Annotated in this window: 18 protein-coding genes; 9 read left to right on the plus strand and 9 right to left on the minus strand. The window is 71.8% G+C overall.

Annotated elements, in window-relative coordinates; translation table 11 throughout:
- Window positions 1-171 precede the first annotated feature (171 nt).
- Window positions 172-1,413, minus strand: coding sequence for an IS701 family transposase (locus CP982_RS34335; RefSeq protein WP_150514021.1), 1,242 nt, complete (start codon window positions 1,411-1,413; stop codon window positions 172-174).
- Between the two features lie 1,317 nt (window positions 1,414-2,730).
- On the opposite strand from CP982_RS34335, the gene CP982_RS34340 reads away from it, so the two are divergent.
- Window positions 2,731-3,417 carry an LmbU family transcriptional regulator gene (locus CP982_RS34340; RefSeq protein ID WP_144321977.1) on the plus strand — a complete coding sequence of 229 codons (687 nt, stop codon included), beginning with the start codon at window positions 2,731-2,733 and terminating at the stop codon, window positions 3,415-3,417.
- A gap of 199 nt (window positions 3,418-3,616) precedes the next feature.
- Here CP982_RS34340 and CP982_RS34345 read toward each other — a convergent pair whose 3' ends face one another.
- Window positions 3,617-4,261, minus strand: coding sequence for an FMN-binding negative transcriptional regulator (locus CP982_RS34345; protein WP_150514022.1), 645 nt, complete (start codon window positions 4,259-4,261; stop codon window positions 3,617-3,619).
- Between the two features lie 388 nt (window positions 4,262-4,649).
- Here CP982_RS34345 and CP982_RS34350 point away from each other — a divergent pair, with 388 nt between their 5' ends.
- Window positions 4,650-5,975, plus strand: a complete 1,326-nt coding sequence (locus CP982_RS34350) for a lysine N(6)-hydroxylase/L-ornithine N(5)-oxygenase family protein (RefSeq protein WP_150514023.1) — start codon at window positions 4,650-4,652, stop codon at window positions 5,973-5,975.
- A gap of 277 nt (window positions 5,976-6,252) precedes the next feature.
- On the opposite strand, the gene CP982_RS34355 is transcribed toward CP982_RS34350, so the two are convergent.
- Window positions 6,253-6,477, minus strand: a complete 225-nt coding sequence (locus CP982_RS34355) for an MbtH family protein (protein ID WP_138962850.1) — start codon at window positions 6,475-6,477, stop codon at window positions 6,253-6,255.
- A gap of 677 nt (window positions 6,478-7,154) precedes the next feature.
- On the opposite strand from CP982_RS34355, the gene argJ reads away from it, so the two are divergent.
- From argJ to CP982_RS34380, 5 genes are all read left to right on the plus strand, one after another.
- On the plus strand, window positions 7,155-8,309 hold the full coding sequence (argJ, locus tag CP982_RS34360; RefSeq protein ID WP_150514024.1) for a bifunctional glutamate N-acetyltransferase/amino-acid acetyltransferase ArgJ: 1,155 nt from the start codon (window positions 7,155-7,157) through the stop codon (window positions 8,307-8,309).
- Window positions 8,306-9,217, plus strand: a complete 912-nt coding sequence (argB, locus tag CP982_RS34365) for an acetylglutamate kinase (protein ID WP_150514025.1) — start codon at window positions 8,306-8,308, stop codon at window positions 9,215-9,217. Before argJ ends, argB begins: the two co-directional genes overlap by 4 nt.
- Window positions 9,218-9,329: 112 nt before the next feature.
- The gene (locus CP982_RS34370) at window positions 9,330-10,556 is read left to right on the plus strand and encodes an acetylornithine transaminase (protein ID WP_372503530.1); all 1,227 of its coding nucleotides are present in this window, start codon (window positions 9,330-9,332) and stop codon (window positions 10,554-10,556) included.
- A 317-nt stretch (window positions 10,557-10,873) separates the two neighbouring features.
- Entirely contained in the window at window positions 10,874-11,713 is an 840-nt protein-coding gene (locus CP982_RS34375) for a DUF4097 family beta strand repeat-containing protein (protein WP_150514027.1), read from the plus strand.
- Window positions 11,714-11,918: 205 nt separating this feature from the next.
- Window positions 11,919-13,178, plus strand: coding sequence for a cytochrome P450 (locus tag CP982_RS34380; protein WP_150514028.1), 1,260 nt, complete (start codon window positions 11,919-11,921; stop codon window positions 13,176-13,178).
- Here CP982_RS34380 and CP982_RS34385 read toward each other — a convergent pair.
- Entirely contained in the window at window positions 13,175-13,741 is a 567-nt protein-coding gene (locus tag CP982_RS34385) for a hypothetical protein (RefSeq protein ID WP_150514029.1), read from the minus strand. The two genes, CP982_RS34380 and CP982_RS34385, sit on opposite strands and share 4 nt — an antisense overlap.
- Before the next feature lie 541 nt (window positions 13,742-14,282).
- Here CP982_RS34385 and CP982_RS34390 point away from each other — a divergent pair.
- A complete protein-coding gene (locus CP982_RS34390; protein ID WP_150514030.1) occupies window positions 14,283-15,260 on the plus strand; it encodes an ATP-binding cassette domain-containing protein in 978 nt (325 codons plus the stop codon).
- A 16-nt stretch (window positions 15,261-15,276) separates the two neighbouring features.
- Here the strand turns inward: CP982_RS34390 and CP982_RS34395 are convergent, their stop codons facing one another.
- A complete protein-coding gene (locus CP982_RS34395; protein ID WP_170316541.1) occupies window positions 15,277-16,773 on the minus strand; it encodes an amidohydrolase family protein in 1,497 nt (498 codons plus the stop codon).
- Between the two features lie 111 nt (window positions 16,774-16,884).
- Here CP982_RS34395 and CP982_RS34400 point away from each other — a divergent pair, with 111 nt between their 5' ends.
- Window positions 16,885-17,883 (plus strand): Ppx/GppA family phosphatase, encoded by a 999-nt coding sequence (locus CP982_RS34400; RefSeq protein ID WP_150514031.1) that lies wholly within the window; start codon window positions 16,885-16,887, stop codon window positions 17,881-17,883.
- Between the two features lie 22 nt (window positions 17,884-17,905).
- Here CP982_RS34400 and CP982_RS34405 read toward each other — a convergent pair whose 3' ends face one another.
- The 4 genes from CP982_RS34405 to CP982_RS34420 all read right to left on the minus strand — a co-directional run bounded on the left by CP982_RS34405 (window position 17,906) and on the right by CP982_RS34420 (window position 23,895).
- Complete coding sequence (locus CP982_RS34405) at window positions 17,906-19,129, minus strand: aromatic ring-hydroxylating oxygenase subunit alpha (protein ID WP_150514032.1); 1,224 nt, start codon at window positions 19,127-19,129, stop codon at window positions 17,906-17,908.
- 76 nt (window positions 19,130-19,205) lie between these two features.
- The gene (gene redH / locus CP982_RS34410) at window positions 19,206-21,944 is read right to left on the minus strand and encodes an undecylprodigiosin ligase RedH (RefSeq protein WP_150514033.1); all 2,739 of its coding nucleotides are present in this window, start codon (window positions 21,942-21,944) and stop codon (window positions 19,206-19,208) included.
- Complete coding sequence (locus CP982_RS34415; protein WP_150514034.1) at window positions 21,941-23,104, minus strand: SAM-dependent methyltransferase; 1,164 nt, start codon at window positions 23,102-23,104, stop codon at window positions 21,941-21,943. The genes redH and CP982_RS34415 overlap by 4 nt, the downstream gene beginning before the upstream one ends.
- A complete protein-coding gene (locus tag CP982_RS34420) occupies window positions 23,092-23,895 on the minus strand; it encodes a thioesterase II family protein (RefSeq protein ID WP_150514035.1) in 804 nt (267 codons plus the stop codon). The genes CP982_RS34415 and CP982_RS34420 overlap by 13 nt, the downstream gene beginning before the upstream one ends.
- Window positions 23,896-23,907: the final 12 nt, after the last annotated feature.

Here is a 23,907-nt window from a genome sequence, read left to right on the forward strand (position 1 = left end):
TGCGCGTCATTTGGCCATGGTGCACGCTCGGCATACGCATATGCCGCGCCCGGTGGCACCGAATTGCGTTGCGGAACAAGGCGGCGGAAGGGCAGCCCTTTCAGTGCGCGTGCGGCGAAATTCCGCTTAACGAATGGAAACGTGAGGGCAGTCGGTGGACCGCCGGAAGGGCTAGCGATCCGCCAGATGCAGCCGTTCCCTGGTGTGCTGCGGCAGCGGCGTGGGGCAGCACGGAAGGTGCCGGGGAGCGGGCCGGTGCGTGAGGCGCTGATACGTGTACGCGGCCGAGACCAGCGTCATGTGGTGGTACCAGCCGGGGAAGGAGCGGCCCTCGAAGTCCAGGAGCCCGAAGTGCCGCTCCATGCCCGCGACGGCCGCGGTGGTGCCGTGACGACGGGTGGCCAGTGAGGCAACGTTGTCGAGACGGCGGTGCGTGAGGCTGGTCAGCCACATGACTCCCTGGCTGCCGTCCGGGAGCACCTCGGTGAAGAGCCGGTAGGGGTACTCCGGGGTGGCCCCGGCCCGCGCTCCGGGCAGCCGTACCAGGACCGACTGGACGCGCAGCTCCTGCTGGCGCCCGTCCGCGGCCGTGACCAGGACGGTCTCGGTGTTGCCCTGGGAGACATGGGCCCGGGCGCTGACCGGATCCGGGCCGTTCGGGGTGCGCTCGCCGACCGGCAGGACCTTCTGGTGCTGGGGCACGGCGACGACGAAATCGCGGGCGCGCTGGCTGAGTCCGCGCAGGAAGAGCCCGGCGTCGGGGTCGTCGCTCATGTCGGCGACGACCGGCGCGGCCGTCGACTCGGTCCTGGCCTCCAGGGTGTCGACCAGGTCCAGGGCCTGCGCCCACAGCGGACGGTGGGACACCTCGTCGGGGATGCGCGCGCGGCGGCGCAGTTGCGGGTCCTCCGTCCAGGGCGCGGGCAGCAGCAGCCGCCAGTCGACCGGGACCTGGAGCCCGCCGATGCAGAGGAACGCGCCGAGGCCCAGCTGGCAGTTGAGGGTGCGGCCCGTGCTCGGGTCGAAGTAGCGGTGCACGCCCACGGAGCGGTCGCCGCGCTTGGGCAGCACCGCACGGCCGATCGCCCAGGTGGCAGCGGGGCCGTGGCGCTCCGCCCACCGGGTCAGCTCGTGCATGACCGGATCCCAGTCCCATGGGCTGAGGCTCACGAACTGGCGCAGGGACTGCACCGCGGTGGGGGAGGCCGAGACGGCTCCGGCGAGGCGGCGCACCGACTTCTTGCCGGGGGTGATGAGCAGCCCCGCCAGATAGGCGCCGGCCCAGCGGCGCTGGTCCGCGCGGCGCAGGTTCTGGAAGACCTGGTCGGTGAAGTCGCTGAAGGGTGACGCGAGATGGGGGTCGGGTACCTCGCTGACCGGAGTCGATATTGGCAATGCGCAGGGCACAACCATGCTGCAATCCCTCCCGGACGTCCCTGAGCGGCGGCTGCCGAGCGTTGAGTCTAGGATCCGAGAGCGCCGCGCACCATCTTGCGGCGGGCGTGACAGATGTGACAACCACGGCTGCAAATTGGGGCGTAGACCCCTCTTCGGGCACTCGGCGCGACGGCGGACCGCCCACGTCCGGTCCCTCTGCCGCGGAGTTGTGCGGCCTTCGGCCGTCCCGGCCACAAGCCGGGCGGAACGACGCGCGCCGATTCCCGCTCCCCGGTCTCCCTCGGCCGCCCGGCGGAATTCATGATTCCGACATCGCGCGACCGCCTCCGCGTCCCTGTCGCGAACCGCTTCCGCCCTTTGAGCTCGTCGGCCGCCGCGGTGCTCGAACTCCGCTGTGGCCTGCCCGCAGTTGGCGTCGGAGGAGGCCGGCGGAGCGGTGGCCCGGGAGAGCGCGTTAAGGGCGTTAAGAATCCGTATGGATAATGCTAGTGTTCCCTAACGAGCTCAGGATTCCGCTACAGCGCACAAGTGGAGATGGTTCCCCACTGTTTGCCGTGGCCGAGCCAGCAAACTTGAGGACCCGCCCCGTCCTCCCGTGTGCCCCCTTCTCGTATGCAACTGTTTGCCCTCTGGTGGATTTGGCTCAATTCTTGCCTTGACTGGCGGAAGACAATCGTCAAAACGGTTCCCGCGAGTGGATCCGAGAGATCCAGGCCACCCATGACAGGGATAGCGAAGTTGGGCTAGCTTGTTCGAACTTCGAAAAGTCGCGACGAGCGACGGCCTCTTCCTTGAATCTCCAACAGGTGTCGGGTTCTACTCGGGTAGGCCTTTGGAAGAGACCACTGCGAATCCGGGTCATCTGTACTGACGGGGGACACGTCGGTGCAGACGGCATGGAGTGGAGTGGTCCAGGCGAACGGGGCGAGTAGTTGAACGGGGCGAGTAGTTGATGTACGTATCCGCACACATGCCGACTGAATGCCTTCCGCGCTGCCTTGAGGGGCGCGCCGAACGGCCGGACCTGCCCGTGCTCAGCGCCGGAGGCTGCCTCGGCTAGAGGCCGCCTGGCGGCGGGATGTGCGCGTGGCCACCCCGACGGGTCCATCCGTGAGTTGACGGATCTTTGACGACCTGATTCGGCGAGCGGCTCGAACGAGCTTTCATCCGGCCGATCGGCTGTGATCGATTGGCAAGCCTGTGCCTCGCGATGCGCGATGGCGACCGATCCCGAGGGGATCTTGGACACGGCTGCCAAGCCCGCATGGCTTTTTCCCGTTCGAACGCGGTCCGTTATGTCCGTGTTCGTTCGAAGTTCATTCACATGGAGGCATGATGACGAACCAGGTCAGCGACCTCGAGGGCTCGAAGGTTGTGCTGTTCCGTAGAAACGCGAATTCCGTCCCGCGGCAGCGCCGAGTGGACGAGCGTCGTGGCCAGGTACTGACGACGAAGGTGGGCCTGCAGATGCCTGCCGGGCTGACCTTCGAGGACTGGGAGCGGGCCGGACGCCAGCTTTCCGGAATTGTGAACTCCTCTTCCTGGTGGCTGGGAGACTGGCTGGTATACGGCAAGGACCACTACACCGACCGCTATCAGCGTGGAATTCGCGCGGCGGGCCTGCAGTACCAGACGCTGCGCAACTACGCATGGGTTTCGCGGCGTTTCGACTTCAGCCGTCGGCGCGCGGCGCTGAGTTTCCAGCACCATGCCGAACTGGCCTCGCTGCCGGTCGACGAGCAGGAGCTGTGGCTCGACCGCGCGGAGCAGTTGCAGTGGACCACCAAGCAGCTGCGCAGTGCGATCCGCATGGCGCGCGAGGACGAGGTCAGGGACGGCACGCCGACCCCTGAGACGATGCGGCGCCTCGCGGTGCCCGGCAGCCGGCTCCAGTGGTGGCACAAGGCCGCCGAGCAGTCGGGCATCGACTTCGAGCAGTGGGTGCTCGCGACGCTCGACAACGCCGCCGAGCGCGCCCTGGAGGAAGAGGAGCAGGAGAAGGCCGGCATCAGTGCCTGATCCGAGGAGTCACATGCGAGGGCCCGCACCCCGGAAGGGGGTGCGGGCCCTCGCATGCGCGCCGATGGCGCCGCGGCGCTCCGCCCTGACGGCGGCGCGTCGCGTGGACGCCTCGATGGGTGCCGACGGTACGGGCCCGTGGGGCCCGTGAGTGTGGCGGGCGGCGCCCGTACCGTCGGCCGTTCTCGGGGAGGGAGCGTCAGGGCAGCTTGCTCATGAGGCTCGCCGTCGCCTGGTGGCGGGTGCACTCGCGCCCGCCGAACGAGCGGCGCACGCGCTCCTGCACCTCGTCCGGCTGCTCCTGGCTGAGCTTGAACATGCCCTCGGCGCCGGTCACCCTGAACTGGAAGGCGCCCACGGCGGGCACGATCTTCCGGAAGTACTCCAGGGACTCGGACATGTCCCAGCCGTCACCGAAAGCGCTCTCATAGGCCCGCACCGTCGCCTTCACGACGGCCAGGGTGTTCTCTATGCCCTCTATCTTCTCGACCACGCCGTGCACGTGGACCGAGGTGAAGTTCCAAGTCGGCGCGGCCGGCGTGACGTCGTAGACCGTCGGTGACACATAGCCGTGCGGTCCGGTGAACGTCAGCAGGTTCACACTGCCCGACTCGAGCGCCTTCCAGTGCGGGTTCGCCCGGTTCATATGGCCGAGCAGCCGGGCGCCCGCGAGGTCTTCGGACCATTCCCCGGACCACTCCGGATCCCGGATTACCGGCAGATGCGTGGCGAACGGTCCTGCTTCCTCCGTGCCGTTGCTCACGAACAGTGCCAGGGGATTGCCATGGATCAGGTCGATCATCCAGGAACTGTCCGGTTGGCGGTACTGGCTCGGTACAAACATCCGGAGCTCACCCTTTCGTTGAAATCACTGACGGTGCGGCGCGCCAAGCCGCCGACGTTACCCACGTCCTGCGAGGCACGAGCCGAATTGCGGACGAGCAGCCCGGCTGTCCTGTCGACGGGACAGCGGTGCCCGGCCAGGTGCGGCTGCCAGGTCCTCTTGAAAGGTCCGCCCGGCCCCTCTAAGTTGGCGTGGCGGTGTTCTCCAGCGCAATACTCAATGCGTGTTCTTCCGGACCACCGGTCGAGATGTTCGAGACCATCAGCCGCACTTCAGAAACGACAGTTGACAGCATTTCCGGCCGAGGTCCTCTCGGGCAACCGCAGCACTGAAACCTCAGCGAATACGCGGAAGTCCCTGTCGAAGCTACACCAGCGGGAGATTATCTATGGGTACTCGTGAACACGAGATATACGACATCGTTGGCATCGGGTTCGGCCCGTCCAACCTGTCCCTGGCCATCGCCCTGGAGGAACACCAGAACAACGCGTCGGGTCGGCCGGTCACGGCCGCCTTCTTCGAGCGGCAGGCAGCCTTCGGCTGGCACCGCAACATGCTGCTTCCCCAGGCGACGATGCAGATTTCGTTCCTGAAGGACCTGGCCACTTTCCGCAATCCCGTGTCGCGGTACAGCTTCGTCTCGTACCTGCACGCCTCGGACCGCCTCGTGCAGTTCGTGAACAACCAGGACTTCTTCCCGACCCGGCAGGAGTTCCACCAGTACCTGGAGTGGGCCGAGTCCAACTTCAGCGACCGCGTCACGTACAACTCGGAAGTGACCGGCATCCGGCTTCCCGAGAACGCCGGGACGGGATCCGAGCAGTACCTCGAAATCTCGGTCCGGGACACCGCGAGCGGTGCGACCCGCGTCGTGCGCGCCCACAACGTCGCCGTCTCGACGGGCCTCGTGCCGCGCATGCCCGAGGGCATGGACCGCGACGAACGCGTCTGGCACAGCTCGGAGTTCCTGGCCAAGTACGGCCGGATGGACCCCGCGGAGCTGCAGAACGTGGCGGTGGTCGGCGCCGGGCAGAGCGCGGCCGAGATCACCAAGTACCTGCACGACATGCTGCCGCACGCGCAGGTGTCGGCGATCCTCCCGTCGTACGGCTACTCCGTGGCCGACGACACGCCCTTCGCCAACCAGGTGTTCGACCCGACCGCGGTCGACCACTACTACTTCGGCAGCGAGACGACGCGCGACGCGTTCTGGCGCTACCACAAGAACACGAACTACTCCGTCGTCGACGACGACGTGATCCGTGAGCTGTTCCGGCGCTCCTACGAGGAAGAGGTCGCGGGCGAGAAGCGCCTGCACTTCCTGAACCTGACCCGGGTCAAGGAAGTGAAGCGCTCAGGCAACGACACGCGTGTCGTGCTGCACTCGCTCCTCGACGACGAGGCCCAGCAGGAGATGGACGTCGACGCGCTCGTCTTCGCCACCGGCTACCAGGGCATGGACGCCACGAGCCTGCTCGGCGACCTCGACCGCTTCTGCCTGCGCGACAAGGAGGGCCGCCACCAGGTGGAGCGCGACTACCGGGTGGTCACCGAGCCCGGTCTGTCGTGCGGCATCTACCTCCAGGGCGGCACCGAGCACACGCACGGCCTGACCTCGTCGCTCCTTTCGAACATCGCCATCCGCAGCGGTGAGATCGCCGACTCCCTCGTCGAGCGCCGCGGCGAGCCGGCCCGGGTCGGCAGCGGGGCCTAGGCACCCGCCCGGTCTCCCCGCCCCACCTCCGCACCGCGGCCCGCCAGCCCAGCTGGCGGGCCGTAGGCGCGTGGGGCCGCGGGCGGGGGCGCCTCCCGGGCGTCTCCTGGGCGTCCCCCGGGGGCTCCCGGGCGGTTTCCCAGGCGGCTCCCGGCGGGGGGACGCCCCGCGGGCGGTACGGGGCCCTCTCTCGTGTGCCCGGACGCCCTCCGGGCACACGAGAGAGGGCCCCGGCGCCGTTCCCGGCGTCGGGGCCCTCAGCGGTACGCGGAGCGTGTCACGCAGCCTTGTCCGCCGCCATCGCGTCGCGGAGGCTCTTGGGCCGCAGGTCGGTCCAGTTCTGCTCCACGTAGTCCAGGCACTCCTGACGGCTCGCCTCACCGAACGTGACCCGCCAGCCGGCGGGCACCTCGGCGAAGGACGGCCACAGCGAGTGCTGCTCCTCGTCGTTCACCAGGATGTAGAACCGGCCGTCCGCGTCGTCGAACGGGTTGCTGCTCATAGTCACTCCAATTCGAAAGGTCTGGTCACCGGACAGGTCCTCGGGCCCCGCGGATTCCGTCTGCCGCGGTGCACCGGCGAAGGAGGAACCCCCCGGCGGGCCGGGGCCCGCCGCCGCGGCAAGCCGTCCGCGGGCCGGGTACCGGCTCCGCCATTGTCGTTCGGTGCGGCCCCGGCGTCCAGATCCGCCCGTCTCCGGGGAATTGCCGGGGTCCGTCCCGGGACGATACTGCGCCACCGTGAAATCCGTATCGCCGCCAGGACGAAGTCAGGTGCGAATCCGGTCCTTCCCCGGGCCCCACCACCACGGAGACCGGCAGGGCTGCCCCCACTAGGGAGCGGGCCGTGCGACGCGCGTCCTGTGGACAGGACAACGCCCCGGTGCCGAGCGCCGGAATCGCGGGTAGTTTGTTGCGAGCTGTCGGTGGGTCCCGCCCGACGATCGGTGCACTTCTCCGAAGCCCGTCGGTGAACTGCGCGATCGGTCGGCAGGCGGGGAACGCAAAGGAACCGACAGCGCGTTGTTGAGTTTCGGCTCTCAGTCGGCAGAGCCGTCAGAATCGAGGAATGGGGTGGCGTCGGCCGGGCTTTGTCGGGCCCGTGGTCGATGCCCTTGCCAATGGCCCCCCTCGGCCTTCCCGGGAAGCCGGGAACTTCCGCTTGAGGAGAAGCAGAGCCATGAGCGTCACGGCAGCACGAGGTTTTTCGGCCGCGGGCGTCGCGGCCGGAATCAAAAGCAATGGAAATCCTGATCTGGCCCTCGTTGTGAACAACGGCCCGTGCCGGGCCGCGGCAGGTGTCTTCACCGCGAACCGGGTGAAGGCCGCCCCTGTGGTGTGGAGCGAACAGGTCATCAGGGGCGGCGCCGTCAGCGCCGTCATCCTCAATTCCGGCGGTGCCAACGCCTGCACGGGCGCACCCGGCTTCCAGGACACGCGGGCCACGGCCGAGAAGGTCGCCGCGGTCCTGGACGGACACCGCGCCGGAGAGGTCGCGGTGGCCTCCACCGGGCTCATCGGTACGCGCCTTCCGATGGACCGGATCCTGCCGGGCGTCGAGACCGTGGCGGCCGCCCTGGCGGAGGACGGCGGCGAGCAGGCGGCCGTCGCGATCAAGACCACGGACAGCGTGCACAAGACGGCCGTCTTCGAGGGCGAGGGCTGGACCGTCGGCGGCATGGCCAAGGGCGCGGGCATGCTCGCCCCCGGCCTCGCCACCATGCTGGTCGTCCTCACCACGGATGCCGACCTGGACAGCAAGGCCCTGGACAAGGCGCTGCGCGGGGCCACCCGGCTCACCTTCGACCGGGTCGACTCCGACGGCTGCATGTCCACCAACGACACCGTGCTGCTCCTGGCCTCCGGCGCCTCCGGGAAGACCCCCGAGTACGCCGCGTTCGCCGAGGCGGTCCGCACGGTGTGCGAGGACCTCGCCCGGCAGCTCATCGGCGACGCCGAGGGCGCGAGCAAGGACATCCGCATCGACGTGGTGAACGCCGCCACCGAGGACGACGCGGTGGAGGCCGGGCGCTCCATCGCCCGCAACAACCTCCTGAAGTGCGCCATCCACGGCGAGGACCCCAACTGGGGCCGCGTCCTGTCCGCCATCGGCACCACCGGCGCCTCCTTCGAGCCGGACCGCCTCAACGTCGCCATCAACGGCGTGTGGGTCTGCAAGGACGGCTCGATCGGCGCGGACCGGGACGGGGTGGACATGAGCGGCCGCGAGGTCGTCATCACCGCGGACCTCGCGGCCGGCACCGAGGCGGCGACCCTGTGGGCGAACGACCTCACGGCCGAGTACGTCCACGAGAACAGCGCGTACTCGTCATGAGGAGCGCCACTCACGAACACCCCGCACTGGTGAAGGCGCAGTCCGTGATGGACGCGCTGCCCTGGCTCAACCGCCACCAGGGCAAGATCTGCGTCATCAAGTTCGGCGGCAACGCCATGATCGACGACGAGCTGAAGGCCGCCTTCGCCCACGACGTCGTCTTCCTGCGGCACGCCGGGCTCAAGCCCGTCGTCGTGCACGGCGGCGGCCCCCAGATCAGCGCCGCGCTGCGCCTGCACGACATCGCGAGCGAGTTCAAGGAGGGCCTGCGCGTCACCTCGCCGGAGGCCATGAACGTCGTCCGCATGGTCCTCGCAGGACAGGTGCAGCGCGAGCTCGTCGGCCTCATCAACCAGCACGGACCGCTCGCCGTCGGCCTGACCGGCGAGGACGCCGACACCATCACGGCGACCAAGCACCAGCCGAAGAACGAGGACGGCGAGCGGGTCGACATCGGCCGCGTCGGCGAGATCGTCGGGGTGAACCCCGGCGCGGTCCAGGCGCTCCTCGACGACGGCCGCATCCCGGTGATCTCTCCCATCGCGCGGAGCGTCGACGACGAGTACGTCTACAACGTGAACGCCGACACCGCGGCCGCCGGGGTCGCCGCCGCCCTGAACGCCCACACGCTGGTGTTCCTCACCGACGTCGAGGGTCTGTACCGGGACTGGCCGCAGAGCGACGAGGTCATCAGCAGGCTCAGCGCCAGCGAGCTGGAGAAGGTCCTGCCGGAGCTGCACGACGGCATGGTGCCGAAGATGGCCGGGTGCCTGCACGCGGTCCGCAACGGCGTGGGCAGCGCGCGCGTGATCGACGGCCGCGTCCAGCACTCGGTGCTCCTGGAGATGTTCACGCGCGAGGAGATCGGCACCCTGGTCCTGCCGGACATCGAGGAGGGCTTGCGATGATCGGGGCCGATGGACGCCGACGACCCGACCCCGCGACCCGGGGCGACGGGCACCGGCGCACGAGGGCCGCGACGAGCGCGGCCGTGGAAGAGGGGACGCGATGAGCGAGGGCATGGACGACGCCGGACGCGCGGCCGGGACCGGTACGGGCGGGCAGTCGGCGGCGCTGACCGAGCGCTGGCAGGCGTCGTTGATGGACAACTACGGCACGCCGCGGGTGCCGTTGGTGCGCGGCGAGGGCGTCGCGTTCTGGGACGCGGACGGCAAGAAGTACCTGGACTTCCTCGGCGGCATCGCCGTGAACTCGCTGGGCACCGCGCACCCGGCCGTCGTCCGCGCCGTGAGTGAGCAGATCGCCCGGCTCGGCCATGTGTCGAACCTGTTCATAGCCGAGCCGCCGGTGCGGCTCGCCGAGCGCCTCCTGCGGCTCTCCGGGCGCGGCGGCCGGGTCTTCTTCTCGAACTCCGGCGCCGAGGCCAACGAGGCCGCCTTCAAGATCGGCAGGCTCACCGGCCGGCGCCGGATGGTCGCCACCGACGGCGGCTTCCACGGCCGCACCATGGGCGCGCTCGCGCTGACCGGCCAGCCCGCGAAGCGCACCGCCTTCGAGCCGCTGCCCGGGGACGTCACGCACGTGCCCTTCGGCGACGCCGAGGCGCTGCGCGCGGCCGTCGACACCGACACGGCGCTCGTCGTCATCGAGCCGATCCAGGGCGAGAACGGCGTGGTCGTGCCGCCGCCCGGCTATCTGGCGGCCGCGCGCGAGATCACCCGTGCCGCCGGGGCGCTGCTCGTGCTCGACGAGGTGCAGACCGGCATCGGCCGCACCGGGCACTGGTTCGAGTGCCAGGCGCAGGGCGTCGAGCCGGACGTCCTCACGCTCGCCAAGGGACTCGGCGGGGGGCTGCCGATCGGCGCGACGCTCGCCTTCGGCCCGGCCGCGGACCTGATGGCGCCCGGCGCGCACGGCACCACGTTCGGCGGCAACCCCGTCGCGTGCGCCGCCGCGCTCGCCGTCCTCGACACGATCCACGGCGACGGGCTGCTCGACCACGTCAAGCGCCAGGGCGAGGCGCTGCGCCAGGGCATCGAGGCCCTCGGCGACCCGCTGGTGGACCGGGTCCGCGGGGCCGGCCTCCTGCTCGGCATCGTCCTGACCGAACCGCTCGCCGCGCAGGTGCAGCAGGCGGCCCAGGACGCGGGGCTCCTCGTGAACGCCGTCGGGACCGACACGATCCGGCTCGCCCCGCCGCTGATCGTGGGCGAGGACGAGGTGACCACGTTCCTGCGCACGCTGCCCGGCGTACTGGAGCGGGCGCGGCGGGACGTGACGCGCTGAGCCCGGCCGCGCGCTGACCCTGGCCGCGTGCTGACTCCGGACGCGTGCTGACTCCGGTTGCGCACTGGCCGAAGGCCGTCCACCACTGGTGGGCGGCCTTTCGGCCAGGGCGAGCAAGGCCGGTTCTGGGAGGGCAGGGCCCGTTCCACCCTTGCTGGCGCCTGTCAGGCGTCGGCACGCGCCACTCCGCGCTTGCAGTGGCGCCAGAGTGATGCCATGATGGCGTCGCGGAGCGTGCGCCCCCGGCCGGGCGCGCCATCTCCCCTTGCCGTCCCACCGTGGGGACGCCCGGCAGAACCCATGAGGACGGGGCAGCCATGCCAGCCTTCGACACCCCCGAGCCGATCTCGGTCTCGTTGCAGCTCACCGCGGGCGTCCTGCGCTTCACCGCGGGCGCATGCGCCCGGACCGTCGTCGACGTGAGCCCGAGCAGCGGCTTCAGCCAGGCGGACCGCAGTGCCGCCGAGCAGACCCGGGTCGAGTTCTCCCACGGCCGGCTCCTGATCAGGGCGCCCAAGCGGCGCAGCCTCTTCGGCACCGGCGGCTCCGTCGACGTCACCGTCGAACTGCCCGCGGGCTCCGCCGTGGCGGGCGACGCCATCGTGGCCGACCTGTACGGCGAGGGCGAGCTGGGGGAGTGCGAGTTCAAGACCGAGGTCGGCAAGATCCACCTGGAGCGCGCGGGGCGCCTCCAGCTCACCACCGGATACGGCGACGTCAAGGTCGGCAGCGCCATCGGCGAGGCCGACATCCGGGTGGCCTACGGCGACGTCACCGTCGGCCGGATCGACGGCCCGCTCACCCTCAGGAACACCAGCGGGGACTCCGAGGTCGAAGAGGTCACGGGCCCCCTGCGGGTGACCGCGAACCGGGGTGACATCGCCATCGGCCGCGTCCACGACACCGTCGCCGCGCGGTCCGTCACCGGTGACGTCCGGCTCGGCGAGGTGTGCCGCGGCCGCGTCGAACTCAGGGCCGCGGTCGGACAGTTGGAGATAGGGGTCAGGAGCGGCACGGCCGCCTGGCTCGACGTCCACACCAAGGTCGGCCACATACGCAACTCCCTGGGCGCGTCGGGCGCCCCGGAGGAGCCCGGCGAGGCCGTGGAGATACACGCCGCCACCAGCCGCGGCGACATCGTCATACGCCGGGTCTGAGCGGCAGCGCCAGCACTAGGCGCCGGCGCCGGCATCAGGCGTCGGCGCCCACGACCGGTCCCGCCGCGCCCGCCCGACCGGCCCCTTCCCTCGGCTTCGCCGACCGGTGACCAGGAACGCCCCCTGCGTATCACCGCTTCCCTCGTGCCCCACGGCTCGTGACCGTGACGCGCGTCCTCGCGCGATCTGAAACAGGTGATTTTTCATGACGTATCCGCCAACGTCCCTGCCAACGTCCCCGTCAACGTCTCCGTCCAGGCACTCGTCCCCGCTCACCACGCTCGTCGACCAGTGGGGAGCGCACCCGGCGCACTTCTGGCTGCGCGGTCAGGAGCCCGCGCGGGCCGTCGAGTTCGACGAACGGCTCGGAGTCTGGAACGTGTACGGCCACCCGGAGGCCGTCGAGGTCTTCGCCGACCCCGGCGGCTACTCGTCCGACATCGTCCACCACTTCGCGCCCGATCTGCCGGAGTACGAGCGCAGCGGCATGCTCACCCAGATGGACCCGCCCGAGCACCGCAAGCTCCGCCGACTCGTCAGCCGCGCCTTCACGCCCCGGCTCGTGGCCGGGCTCGCGCCGCGGATCGGCGCCCTCACCCACGAACTGCTCGACCGGGTCGACGGCGGCTCCGGCCTCGACCTCGTCGCGGACCTCGCCCATCCGCTGCCGGTGACCGTCATCGCCGAACTCCTCGGTGTGCCGAGCGAGGACCGGGAGCTGTTCCGGGAGTGGGCCGAGGAGCTGCTCGCGCGCTCCGAGGTGGCCGCGGTCGGCCGGACGGCCCGGAGCGCCGACATGGTCGCGGCCGTCCTCGACCTGTCGGCGCGCATGAGCGCGTACTTCGGCGCGCACGCCGAGGAGCGCCGCAGGCGCCCGCAGGACGATCTGCTCACCGCGCTGGTACGGGCCGAGGTGGACGGCGAGCGGCTGAGCGCGGCCGCCCTCGGCAACTTCGCCCAACTGCTGCTCGTCGCCGGGCACGTCACGACGACGATACTGCTGGGCAACGCGGTGCTCTGCCTGGACGCCCACGCCGGGGCCCGGGAGCGGGTGCGGGCGGACCGGACGCTGGTGCCCGCGGTGATCGAGGAGGCGCTGCGCCTGCTGCCGCCCTTCTCGATGTTCTACCGGGCCACCACCCGCGCGGTGGAGCTCGGCGGGCGGCGGCTGCCAGCCGGGCAGGTGGTCGCGCTGTGGCTCGGCGCGGCGAACCGGGACGCGCGCGTCTTCGCCGACCCGCACGGATTCCACCCGGAGCGCGATCCCAATCCCCACCTCGGCTTCGGCCGCGGCATCCACTTCTGTCTGGGGGCGCCGCTGGCCCGCATCGAGGCGCGGATCGCCCTCGACATCCTCCTGGAGCGCTTTCCGGCGCTGCGCACCGACCCGGGGCGCCCGCCGGTCTTCCAGACGACCCCGGAGGTGGTGGGGCCGCGCACGCTGCCGCTGCTCACCGCGGTCTAGCGGCCGCGGTCCTCGGGGTCCAGGAAGGTGGACGCGACGTCGCCGAGTCCGGGGGTGTGCACCGTGATCGCGGTGATCCGGATGCCCGCCTCGTCGAGCACGCCCAGGACGGAGCGCAGCGTGGCCACGGTGCCGTCGGACGGCACCTGGAGCGCGAGCACCTCGTGGTCGGGCACGGCGGAGTCGAACAGGGCGGCGGCCGTGTCGAGGTCACCCGGGGCGGAGAGCTGGAGCCGGATGTAACCGCCGGTGAGGGCCGCGCACAGCAGGCCGAGGGGGATCCCGGCGGGCTCCGGCGCGCACGGCGGCTGCTCGGACGGCAGGTCCTGCCAGGCGAGGTCGTCGGACGGGTGGTGTTCCCACGCGAGGTCGTCCGACGGGCGGTGCTGCCAGGCGAGGTCATCGGAGGGGAGGTGGTGCCACGCGAGGTCATCGGCGTGCGGCGCGGGCGAATCGGGTCCTATGCGGCGCTTCCCGCCCGAGGTCCTCCCTTCTTCTCCGCCCGGGTCCGCGGCGACCACGAATCCGTGCCGAATATCGTCGACGTATGGCGTGAAGTTCATGACGCCATGATGGCACATGCGTGGCGCCATTCAAGGGGCGCCTTGGCTCGGGCCCGACTGCGTGGCCGAATCTGAACGCTAGGCTCGGTTCCATTCTCGCCCAAAGCTTACAATCCGGGCGGAGTTGTGTCTGTCACTTCCGGGATGCGTCCGGGGCCTGCGGAGGTACGCCGACGTGGAGGGCAGCCCTGCGGGCACCTCTGTTGCCCTCTTTGCCCCCTGCCGAGGAAGCCGGAGGGCCGGGTTGGCGCGAAATGGCGCCGCGCAAACGCCAGGGGTCGTCTGATGTGGCGTCAGCGTGGTGCCACGACTCTGCGGCGGCGGACGTTCCGGGGGTCCGGGCCTGTCCCGGTGGCCGGGACAGCGGTGTCGCCGGTTCTGAGGGTCGGCTTCCGGCGCGGGCCCGTATCCGGCCGAAACGAGAATGGCGCCACGGTGGCTCGTGTTGGCGCCACAGCCGTACGATGGTGCTGGTCGCGCGCGGCGGCCCCTCGCGCGCCGGGAGCGCCCCGAAGCGCCGACGGCAACGAGCAGGGACACCATGACCGCCACCATCCGAACGACCGGGGAGTCCCGCGGGATCTTCGCTCGGGGGCTGCGCAAGGCGTACGGCGGGAAGGTGGTGCTCGACGGGGTCGACCTGGACGTCATGCCCGGCACGGTCTTCGCGCTGCTCGGTCCGAACGGTGCGGGCAAGACCACCACCGTGCGGATCCTGTCCACCCTGATCGGCGCCGACGAGGGGTGGGCCACGGTGGCCGGGCACTCGCTGCGCGAGGCCCCGGACGCGGTGCGTGCCGAGATCGGTGTGTCGGGTCAGTACGCGGCCGTGGACGGTCTGCTGACGGTCGAGGAGAACCTGCTCCTCATCGCGGACCTGCTGCACCTGGGCCGGGCCGAGGGCAAGCGCCGGGCCGCCGAACTCCTGGAGCGCTTCGCCCTGTCGGAGGTCGCGCGGAAGGTCGCCGCCTCGCTCTCCGGCCGTACGCGCCGCAAGCTGCATCTGGCGATGACGCTGGTCGGCCGCCCGGGCGTGGTCTTCCTCGACGAGCCGACGACGGGCCTCGATCCGCGCGTCCGCCGCACGATGTGGGACCTCATCCGCGACCTCGCCGCGAGCGGTACCACCGTCTTCCTGACCACGCAGTACTTGGAGGAGGCCGACCAACTGGCCGACCGGATCGCGGTGCTCGACGGCGGGAGGATCGTCGCCGAGGGCACGGCCGAGGAGCTCAAGCGCCGCATTCCCGGCGGCCACATCCGTCTCCGGTTCACCGACATCCGGCATCTGAACGCCGCCACCGACCGTCTCGCGCTCAGCACTGTCACGCGCGACGACACCGAGCTGACGCTCCAGGTGTCGAGCGACGGCAGGATCCCCGTCCTGCGCGCGGTCCTCGACGTCCTTGAGGCGTCCGGCATCCAGGCGGAGGCGCTCACCGTGCACACCCCCGACCTGGACGACGTGTTCCTCGCCCTGACCGGCCGCGATCGGGGGGCCGCCGCGCGACCGAGGTGAAGCGGCCCCGCGGCGGTCAGCGGCGTACCGGGCGTCCGGGCAGCGCGTCCGGCAGGAGGGTGCCGTGCCGGACGACGGGGGTGCCGCCGACCAGTACGTGGGCGTGGCCCGTCGACGGCCGGGTGCTGTCGGCGTACGTCGCCCGGTCGCTGACCGTGTCGGGGTCGAAGACGACGAGGTCGGCGTCGCACCCGGCCCGGACCCGGCCCTTCCTGCGCAGCGCGGGCACCCCGGCCTCCAGGACGCGCGCGGGCAGCAGGCTCGCCCGGGCGACCGCGTCCATCAGGCCGAGCGCGCCGAGTTCGCGCACGTACCGGCGCAGCGTCTTGGAGAAGGTGCCCGCGGTGCGCGGATGCGTGACCGCGGCGCCGGGCGGCAGCGGCCACGCCAGCGGGTCGGCCGTCGGGTCCGTCCAGGTCAGCGGCATCGCGTCGGAGCCGATCACCGTGTGCGGATGCAGCAGGGCCCGGTCGAGGAACGCCCGGTCGTGGGCGTCGGACTCGTCCAGGAAGTGCAGGAAGGCGAGGGCCCCGGGGTCCGCGGCGCGCAGCTCCCGGAGCCGGTCGAGGTCGCGCGGGCGCTCGCCGGTGGCGGCGAGCACGATGTCCGCCACGCCGCGCCCGGAGGCGGCGAGCACGCCCGGATCGAGGAACGCGGCGCCGATGGCCGTCATGCCCGCGCCGTACGGATAGGCCTCCGTGGACACGCGCGCGCCCTCGCCCCGGACCCGCTCCAGGACGGCGAGGACGCGGTCCGCGTGCCGGTGCGAGGTGGACGGCACATGGCAGTAGTGGGCGTGCACGCCGGTCTCGCCCGCGGCGCGGGCGATCTCCTCGGCGCCGTCGACGAGCGTCTCCGGGTCCTCCTCCACGAGACTGCGCGCGTGCGTGTACGTGGGCACTCCGGCGGCCGCGGCGAGCCGGGACACGGCGAGGTACTCCTCGGGCCGCACGCGTGGCGCGTACCCCACGATGAGGCCGATGCCAAGGGCGCCGTCGGCCAGATCGCGCTCCAACAGGCCCAGGAGCGCGTCCTCCTGGGCCCGGGTCGCCTGGCGCTGCCAGGCGGCCGCTCCCAGGTGGGCGAGGGCCGCGAGGGCGCCGCCGCCGTGCGGAAGACCGCCGACCGCGGCCATGCGGGCCTGCGCCCAGGACGCGGAGAAGCCGTAGTTGAGCGGCCGCCCCTCGGTCGCGGCCACGCGGTAGGCCTCGCCGACGGGGGAGAGCCCGAGTTCGAGCTCCAGGGCCGTGGTCACCCCGTCGAGCGCCTGCAGGCGGTGGCCCGCGACCGTGTGCGAGTGGCTGTGCAGATCGATGAAGCCGGGCGCCACCACGAGTCCCGCCACCTCGATGACCTGATGGCCCGTCAGTGGCGCGGTCGAGACGGCGGAGATCGAGTGCCCCGTCACCCCGACGTCGGCCACGGCGTCGAGGCCGCTCTCGGGATCGAGGACGCGACCCCCGCGCAGCACCAGATCGTGCACGGGAACGGGCGGTGGAGTGGCTGGAGTCATGGACCCACGCTAGGGACCCGGAGGAGAGCGGGAAAGTAGATGGTCATGGCATATGCCATGACTGGCCGGAAGCGTGGGCGTGCCGCAGTTCCCGTTGGGTACTGAGGGCTCATGCGAGTGAGTGTGTTGGATGTGGGGTCGCGCACCGCGCGCCTGGTGGTCGTGGACACGGGCAGCGGGGCGCCGCTGCCCGTGCACACCGCGAAGTGGAAGCTGCGTCTCGGCGAGCAGGTCGCGCCCGGCGGGCCCCTGGACGAGGAAAGCGTGCGGAGACTGGGCAGAGCCGTGACGGCCGCGTCGGCGACCGCCGAACGGTGGGGTGCGGGGCGCCCCCTGGCCTTCGCGACCGCCGTCGTGCGGGACGCGCCGAACCGCCGCGAGGTGCTGCGGACCGTCGGCGCGCGCACCGGCGTGTGGCTGCGCACGCTGCCGGGGGAGCTGGAGGCCGAGCTGACGTTCCTCGGCGCCCGGCGCTGGCTGGGCTGGCGGGCCGGGCCGCTGGTGCTCATCGACATCGGCGGCGGCTCCCTCGAAGTGGCCTTCGGCCGCGGCCGGCTGCCGGACTTCGCGGTGGCGGTGCCGCTCGGCGCGCAGCGCCTCACCCACGAGTTCTTCCCCGCCGAGGCGCCGCCGACCGAGGAGGACGTCAAGGCGCTGCGGCGCCGGGTGCGCCACCAGCTGCGGGACGTCGCGGCCCGGGTCCGCTGGGAGGGGCCGCACACCGCCGTGGCCACCTCGCGGACCTTCCAGCAGCTGGCACGGCTCACCGGGGAGGCCCCCGGGCGGCACGGCCCGTTCGTGAGCAGGACCCTGTACCGCTCGGGCCTGCGCGAGGCGCGTGACCGCCTCGCCCGGCTGCCCGCCGCCGAGCGGGCGCGGCTGCCCGGCATCTCTGCGCCACGGGCAGGGCAGAGCCTGGCCGGCGCGGTGGTCGGGCACACGGCGATGAAGCTCATGGGCCTCAAGTCGGCCGCCGTCTGCCCCTGGGCGCTGCGCGAAGGTGTCCTGCTGCGCCACATCGAGGACGGCCCGCAGTGGTGGGACGAGCTCGGCGAGGAGGGAGAGCAGGGCCCTGTGGGCAAGGCCCCGCTGCGCGTGGCCACGTCCTGATCCGGGCGCGCGCCCGCCCGGATCAGGACGCGCTCTTGCTGACGCCTCCCGCGCGGGCCGCCGCCTCCTCGGGCCGCCCGGCGCGCCCGGAGCCGTTCCCGGAGCCGGAGCCGTTCCCGGAGCCGGAGCCGTTCCCGGAGGAGGACCCGTTGGCCGGCGCCTCCCGCCGCTCGTCGGCCGCGGCCTCCCGCGCCCGCGCCGCCTCCCGCGCCTCGGACTCCGCGCGGGCCTCCGCCTTCAGGCGGTCCCGCATCTGGAGGTACTTGGCGTTCATCTCGTCCGGCGCGATGAGCTTGTTGACGCCGCGCTCGCTGACCTTCGGCTCCTGGCGCGCCATGATGTCGTTGTCCTGCTGGTCCTGGACGTACTTCTCCATCTGGAGCGAGGCCTTGAGGATCCACGGCCGCAGCGGCTTGATCGGCACCATCCGCTTGAGCAGCGGATACTCCCACAGGCGCATGATCGCCTGGGTGTTCTCCTCGTCGATGGGCGTCAGCCAGGTGGTGACCTCCAACAGGCCCTGGCGGACATGGGTCATACAGGGCGCCTGGTAGATCAGGTCGAAGTGCCAGATGTTGGAGGGATCGCCCTCCTCGCACTGGTCGAAGGTGGAGCGGATGATCGTGCCGTCCACGTCCACGCGATGGTTCACGATCTTGTTGGCGGCGATGTAGCGCTCGCGCCCGTCGGTCCACAGCTTGCGCCAACTGCCGTACATGAACGTGTAGTCGATGATGTTCGCCCAGTGGTCCCGGTGCACGAACGTCACGTGGTAGAACTCGAGCAGGCTCTCGATGTAGCGGGTGTAGTGGACCGGCCTGCTCCAGGTGATCGTCTCGTACGGCCGGGGGTGCTCGGCGAGTTCGTGCGGCAGCTCGATGTCCGGCAGCTTCTCCCGCTGCTCGCCCCACCACAGCCACACCAGGCCGTACTTCTCGCGCACCTCGTACGTGTCGATCCGCAGGGACGCCGGGATGCGCCCCTGGGTGCCGAGGGCCGGGATCAGCCGGCAGGCGCCGCTCGTGTCGTAGCGGAAGCCGTGGTAGGGGCAGGCGATCGAGTTGCCGACGAGGCGTCCGTCGGACAGGTTCGCGCCCTTGTGCGGGCAGCGCGCCGACTGGCACACCAGCTTGCCGCCGACGTCGCGCCAGAGCACGAGCTCCTCGCCCAGGCGCTTCACGCCCGTCGGGGCGTCGCGTTTGACGTCCTCGGTCCGCAGGATCGGATACCACTGGTTCGGGATCATCTGGTCGCCTCTCGCTTTCCTCTCTGGTTGCCCGCGGGCTCGTCGTCCGCGCGGAGCCGGTGGACGCTCGGGCCGCTCAGCCCTCGACGATCTCGACGACGCCGGTGTCGCCGTCGACCATGACCATGTCGCCGGTGTTGATCGTCTGGGTGGCGTGCTTGGTGTTGACCACCGAGGGCACGTTGAACTCGCGGGACACGATGGAGCTGTGCGAGAGCATCGACCCGATGTCGGTGACCACGCCGCCCGCGATGGCGAACAGCGGTGTCCACGACGCGTCGGTGTGCCGGGTCACGAGGATCTCGCCCGCCTGGAACTCGTCGGCCTGCCACACCAGGTCCTCCACGATCCGGGCCCGCCCCACGATCCGGCCCGGCGACGAGCCGAGCCCCGTGAGGCGCGCCCCGTCCTTCACCGGCCGCACCGCGCGCGTGCTGTCGTGCTCGCCGACGAACGTCAGCGGCGGCTCCGGAAGGCGGTTGTGGTACTCGTGCACACGCCGCCGCTCCTCGACGGCCTCCCGCGAGAACGCCTCGTGCACCGCCAACTCGCCGCTCACGTAACGGCGTACGTCCTCGAAGTCCAGCTGGGCGACCTCGTCGAGACAGTGCAGCACGCCCTCGTCGACGAGCCGGCGCCCCACCTCGTACACCACGTTCCTGACCAGCCAGATCGACGTGATCATCGACATGCGGGTGGTCTCCCGCAGCTCGCTGCAGAGCGCGTACATGGAGATCAGGCCCTCCAGCGTCTTGCGCCGCGGCAGCGGAAGGCCGCCGAGGACCTCCCGGACGTCGCCCTCCTGGCGCGCCCGGCTGCGGCCCATGATGTCGTCGGCCGTGAAGCCGTCGGCGGCGTAGCGGCGGATCATCTGGAAGATGTACGAGGGGTCGTCGATCCAGCGCTGGTGGGTCAGCTCCATCTCCTGCCGCCCCCGGGTGCCGTTGGCGCGCAGGAACGGCTCCATCTGGGTGTCCCAGAACGCCTGCCCCTCGGCGTCCGCGCGCAGCCGCTCCGCGACCTCCTCCAGGGGCGCGCCCTCGATGATCTCCATGACGCGCGGCCTGGCCTTGGCGGCCTGCGCCACGGCCCAGATCTCCTGCGCCGACGCCACCGTGCGCAGGCTCGACATATCGGTCTTGATGCGGTTCTGGAGGTTGTCGCCCGCGGCGCCGAGCCACTTCGCGCACAGCTCGGTGAGGATGCCGTAGAACCCGAACGCGTTGATGTAGTACGGCATGTAGCCGACGTGCGCGTCGTGGAAGTAGTCCAGGTAGCGGGTGAGTTCGGCGTGCAGCTCGCGGCGTGACATCCGGGTCAGGTCCAGGCGCCGGGCGCGGTCGAACTCGTACAGGCGCGTGTCGACCATCGCGCGGGCGCGGCCCTTCATCACCAGCATCTCGCGCGCCGTCTCGCGCAGCCAGTGCGCGGTCGAGAGGAGGTCCTCCATGCCGCCGGGGAACGACCCGAAGGGGTTGGCGTAGGTGGCGAGGTCGACCTCCTCGCTGACGAAGCGGCGGGTGAAGTGCCGCTGGTCGCGCGTCGGCAGGGCCTGGCCGAGCAGATACGCCGTGTAGGAGATGTTCAGATACACATGGCCCTGGAAGTAGCCCATGTGCAGGCCGACGTCGCCGACGTCGCGCACGCCGAGGGCCCGCGCGCAGTCGCCGTGCACATGGTCCTGGTAGTAGCGGGCGAAGCTCAGGCCGAGCGGGGACATCAGGCCCACGAAGATCTCGCCGATGTCCATGCGCGACCACAGCGTGCCGTGCCGGACCGCGTCCGGCTGCTCCTGCCAGTGCCGCGGCAGATAGGGGCTGCGGGCGCCCTCGGCCGCCTCGGGCCGTGCCCGGGTGGTGATGGGCCGGGCCTGGAGCAGATGCAGGGCGCCGTCGCGCAGCGCCCACTCGATGTCCTGTTCGCTGCCGTAGTGCTCGCGCACCTGAAGGGCGAGCCGGGCCAGGGCGGTGAGCTGGTCGCGGGTCAGACACGGCGCGTCCCGGTCCGCGGCGTCCACCTTCGTCATGCCGATGCGGCCCGGCGCGAGCGGGGCGCACTTGGTGACCTTGTAGCGCACCCGCTCCTCGACGACGTCCAGGCTGCGGTCGTCCACCACGAAGAAGTCGCTGGAGACCCGCCCCGACACCAGGCCCTCGCCGAGCCCGCAACAGGCCTCCACCACCAGGCGGTTGGGCCGCCCGCCGATCGGGTCGACGGTGAACAGCACGCCGCTGACGTCCGCGTTCACCATCTCCTGGACGACCACGGCGATCGAACCGACCGGGTCCGAACCCGAGCGGTAGGCCGCCGCGCGGTCCGACCACAGGGAGGCCCAGCAGACCTTGACGGCGTCCAGCAGCGCCGCGTCGCCCGCCACGTCGAGGACCGTGTCGTGCTGGCCCGCGAACGACCGCGTCGCGGAGTCCTCGCGCACCGCCGACGAGCGCACCGCGACGCGCGGGCGCCCCAGCTCCTCGTACGCGGCGACGACGGTGCGCGCGACGGACTCCGGGATCTCACGGGCGAGCACCGACTCCCTGACGACGGCGGCCGGTTCACCCCGCGCCTCGGCCGCGCGCAGCTCGGCGCCGAGGCCGCTCTCGCGCAGGAACAGCTCGAAGAGGCCGGTGGTGAGGCAGAACGCGGGCGGCACCGGCAGGCCCGCCCGGGTCAGCTCGTCGAGCCGGGCGCCCTTGCCGCCGAGCGCCTCGGCGGCCGCGGTGTGCGGGCCGCCGACGACGGCGACGAGATCCGCGTGCGGGGCGGCTCCCGCGGGGGCGGCGGTGCTCTGGTCCGGCGTCGCGTTCGTGGTCATGACGCGGCCTCCTCGGCGGTCTGCGGGAGCGGGGCGGGCGGGGCGGGCGGGGCGGGACGCGCGCCGACGGGGCCCGCGTGCGCGTTGACGCCGGTGAACACGCGGAACGGCTGTCCCGGCACCACGCCCGCGGCCCGCACGTCGTCGAACCCGGCGTCGCGCAACTGGCCGAGCAGCTCCTCCTCGCGCGGCAGCGGCCCGCCGAACGACGCGTACTCGAACCACAGGTTGAGCACCTCGATGCCGAGTGTGCGGCCGCCCCGGCAGGAGGAGGTGAGCAGCAGCGTGCCGCCGGGGGCCAGGAAGGAGCGGACCCGGGCGAGGACCTCGACGCGCTCCTCGGGCGGGAAGTAGTAGATGTTGTTGTGCAGGGTCACCACGTCGAACTGCGGCTGGAGGTCCAGGGTGCGCACATCGCCCCGGCGGGTCTCGACGCGGTCGGCGAGGCCCCACTGCGCCATGTTCTTCGCGGCCCGCTCGGCGACCTCGCCCTGGAGGTCGACCGCGAGGGCGGTGAGCCGCGGATTGAGCCCGGCGGCGTGGCGGACGTACGCGCCGCTGCCGCAGCCGACCTCCAGCAGCCGCACCGGCGCGGCGCGCGGCAGCGTGCGGTCGATGGCCGCCTCGACGAAGCCGCGCACCACCAGGGACGAGCGGGCGATGACCAGGCCGTCCTGGTCGGACAGGGTGAAGCGGCCGCCGTCGGCGAGCATGCGCGGGGCGTCGCGCAGGGCGGGCACGTGGAAGCGCATCAGCTCCTCCAGGGCCGCCGCCACCGGGTCGTTGGCGACCCGCGCGAGGGCCTTGGCGGTGCGGCTGCGCAGGCGGTAGCAGCCCTCCTTCCTGCGCAGCTCGCCGAGGCGCACGCCGATGTCGAGCCACGCGCGAAGGCGCTGCCGGTCCTCGGGCCCGGTGCCGCACCCGATCCGCTCGGCGATGCTCTCCAGGTCGCAGGGGCGCGCCGCCAGGCACGACAGGACGCCCGAGCCCGCGGCCGCCGCGAGGAACGACGCCCGGTACAGCGGCGTGAACAGCGTGCGGTCGAGCACGAGCAGCAGCGGCAGGCGGGGGTCCGTGACGATCCGCGCCGCCGCCAGCACGTCCGTGAAGGGCTCCTGCGCCCGGTCTTTGACGGCCTTGGCCAGGCTCAGTAGGTCCATGAGGGTTCCTTCTCCTCGGTGGTACGGGTGAGTTCGGTGCGCAGGTCGCGCAGGAGGGGGCGGCGCGCGGGGCCGTTGAGGAAGAAGTGGCCGCCCGGCACGTGGCGGCGGAGCAGCGAGGCGCCGGTGTACGCGCGCCACGCCTCGACGCCCGGCACGGGCGCGAGGGGATCGCCGACGGCCGAGTACGCGGTCATCGGGCAGTCCAGGGGGCGGCGCGGGCGCCACCGGTAGCGCTCGCAGGCCGTGAGGTCGGCGCGCAGGACCGGCAGCCTGCGCTCCAGATACGCGCCCGCGACCCGGTCCCCGGGCGCGACGGCGCCCAGGTCGGTCACGAGGCGGCGCAGCTCCTCGTCGCCGAGCGCGTGGTCGGCGCGCTCTGCGTACAGGTGCGGGGCGCGGCTGCCGGACACGAACAGGCGGCGGGGCCCGGGCGCGCCGCGCCCGCGCAGCGCGCACGCCACCTCGTACGCGACGAGGGCCCCCATGCTGTGCCCGAACAGGGCGTAGTCGTGGACGAGCCCGGCCGCGAGCAGCGCGTCCGTCACGTCGGACACCAGCGCGTCCAGGTCCGTGTACGGCGGCTCGCGCAGGCGCGGGCCGCGCCCGGGCGGCTGCACCGGCACCACGGGCACGCCCAGGTGCGCCTGCCAGTCGCGGTACACGGAGGCCGTGCCGCCCGCGTACGGGAAGCAGATCAGGCGCGGCGCCCCGGGCACGGGGTCAGGGCCCGGGCCGGGGCCCGCGAACCAGTCGCCGGCCGGGGGCCGCTGGCGCTCGGTCAGATGCACGGAACGGGGTCC

This window comes from Streptomyces spectabilis (assembly GCF_008704795.1).
GTDB lineage: Bacteria > Actinomycetota > Actinomycetes > Streptomycetales > Streptomycetaceae > Streptomyces > Streptomyces spectabilis.

Coding starts and splice junctions, on each gene's coding strand:
- CP982_RS34335 (WP_150514021.1), bottom strand. CDS start 1,413: ATGGTTGTGCCCTGCGCATTGCCAATATCGACTCCGGTCAGCGAGGTA.
- CP982_RS34340 (WP_144321977.1), top strand. CDS start 2,731: ATGATGACGAACCAGGTCAGCGACCTCGAGGGCTCGAAGGTTGTGCTG.
- CP982_RS34345 (WP_150514022.1), bottom strand. CDS start 4,261: ATGTTTGTACCGAGCCAGTACCGCCAACCGGACAGTTCCTGGATGATC.
- CP982_RS34350 (WP_150514023.1), top strand. CDS start 4,650: ATGGGTACTCGTGAACACGAGATATACGACATCGTTGGCATCGGGTTC.
- CP982_RS34355 (WP_138962850.1), bottom strand. CDS start 6,477: ATGAGCAGCAACCCGTTCGACGACGCGGACGGCCGGTTCTACATCCTG.
- argJ (WP_150514024.1), top strand. CDS start 7,155: ATGAGCGTCACGGCAGCACGAGGTTTTTCGGCCGCGGGCGTCGCGGCC.
- argB (WP_150514025.1), top strand. CDS start 8,306: ATGAGGAGCGCCACTCACGAACACCCCGCACTGGTGAAGGCGCAGTCC.
- CP982_RS34370 (WP_372503530.1), top strand. CDS start 9,330: ATGGACGACGCCGGACGCGCGGCCGGGACCGGTACGGGCGGGCAGTCG.
- CP982_RS34375 (WP_150514027.1), top strand. CDS start 10,874: ATGCCAGCCTTCGACACCCCCGAGCCGATCTCGGTCTCGTTGCAGCTC.
- CP982_RS34380 (WP_150514028.1), top strand. CDS start 11,919: ATGACGTATCCGCCAACGTCCCTGCCAACGTCCCCGTCAACGTCTCCG.
- CP982_RS34385 (WP_150514029.1), bottom strand. CDS start 13,741: ATGAACTTCACGCCATACGTCGACGATATTCGGCACGGATTCGTGGTC.
- CP982_RS34390 (WP_150514030.1), top strand. CDS start 14,283: ATGACCGCCACCATCCGAACGACCGGGGAGTCCCGCGGGATCTTCGCT.
- CP982_RS34395 (WP_170316541.1), bottom strand. CDS start 16,773: ATGACTCCAGCCACTCCACCGCCCGTTCCCGTGCACGATCTGGTGCTG.
- CP982_RS34400 (WP_150514031.1), top strand. CDS start 16,885: ATGCGAGTGAGTGTGTTGGATGTGGGGTCGCGCACCGCGCGCCTGGTG.
- CP982_RS34405 (WP_150514032.1), bottom strand. CDS start 19,129: ATGATCCCGAACCAGTGGTATCCGATCCTGCGGACCGAGGACGTCAAA.
- redH (WP_150514033.1), bottom strand. CDS start 21,944: ATGACCACGAACGCGACGCCGGACCAGAGCACCGCCGCCCCCGCGGGA.
- CP982_RS34415 (WP_150514034.1), bottom strand. CDS start 23,104: ATGGACCTACTGAGCCTGGCCAAGGCCGTCAAAGACCGGGCGCAGGAG.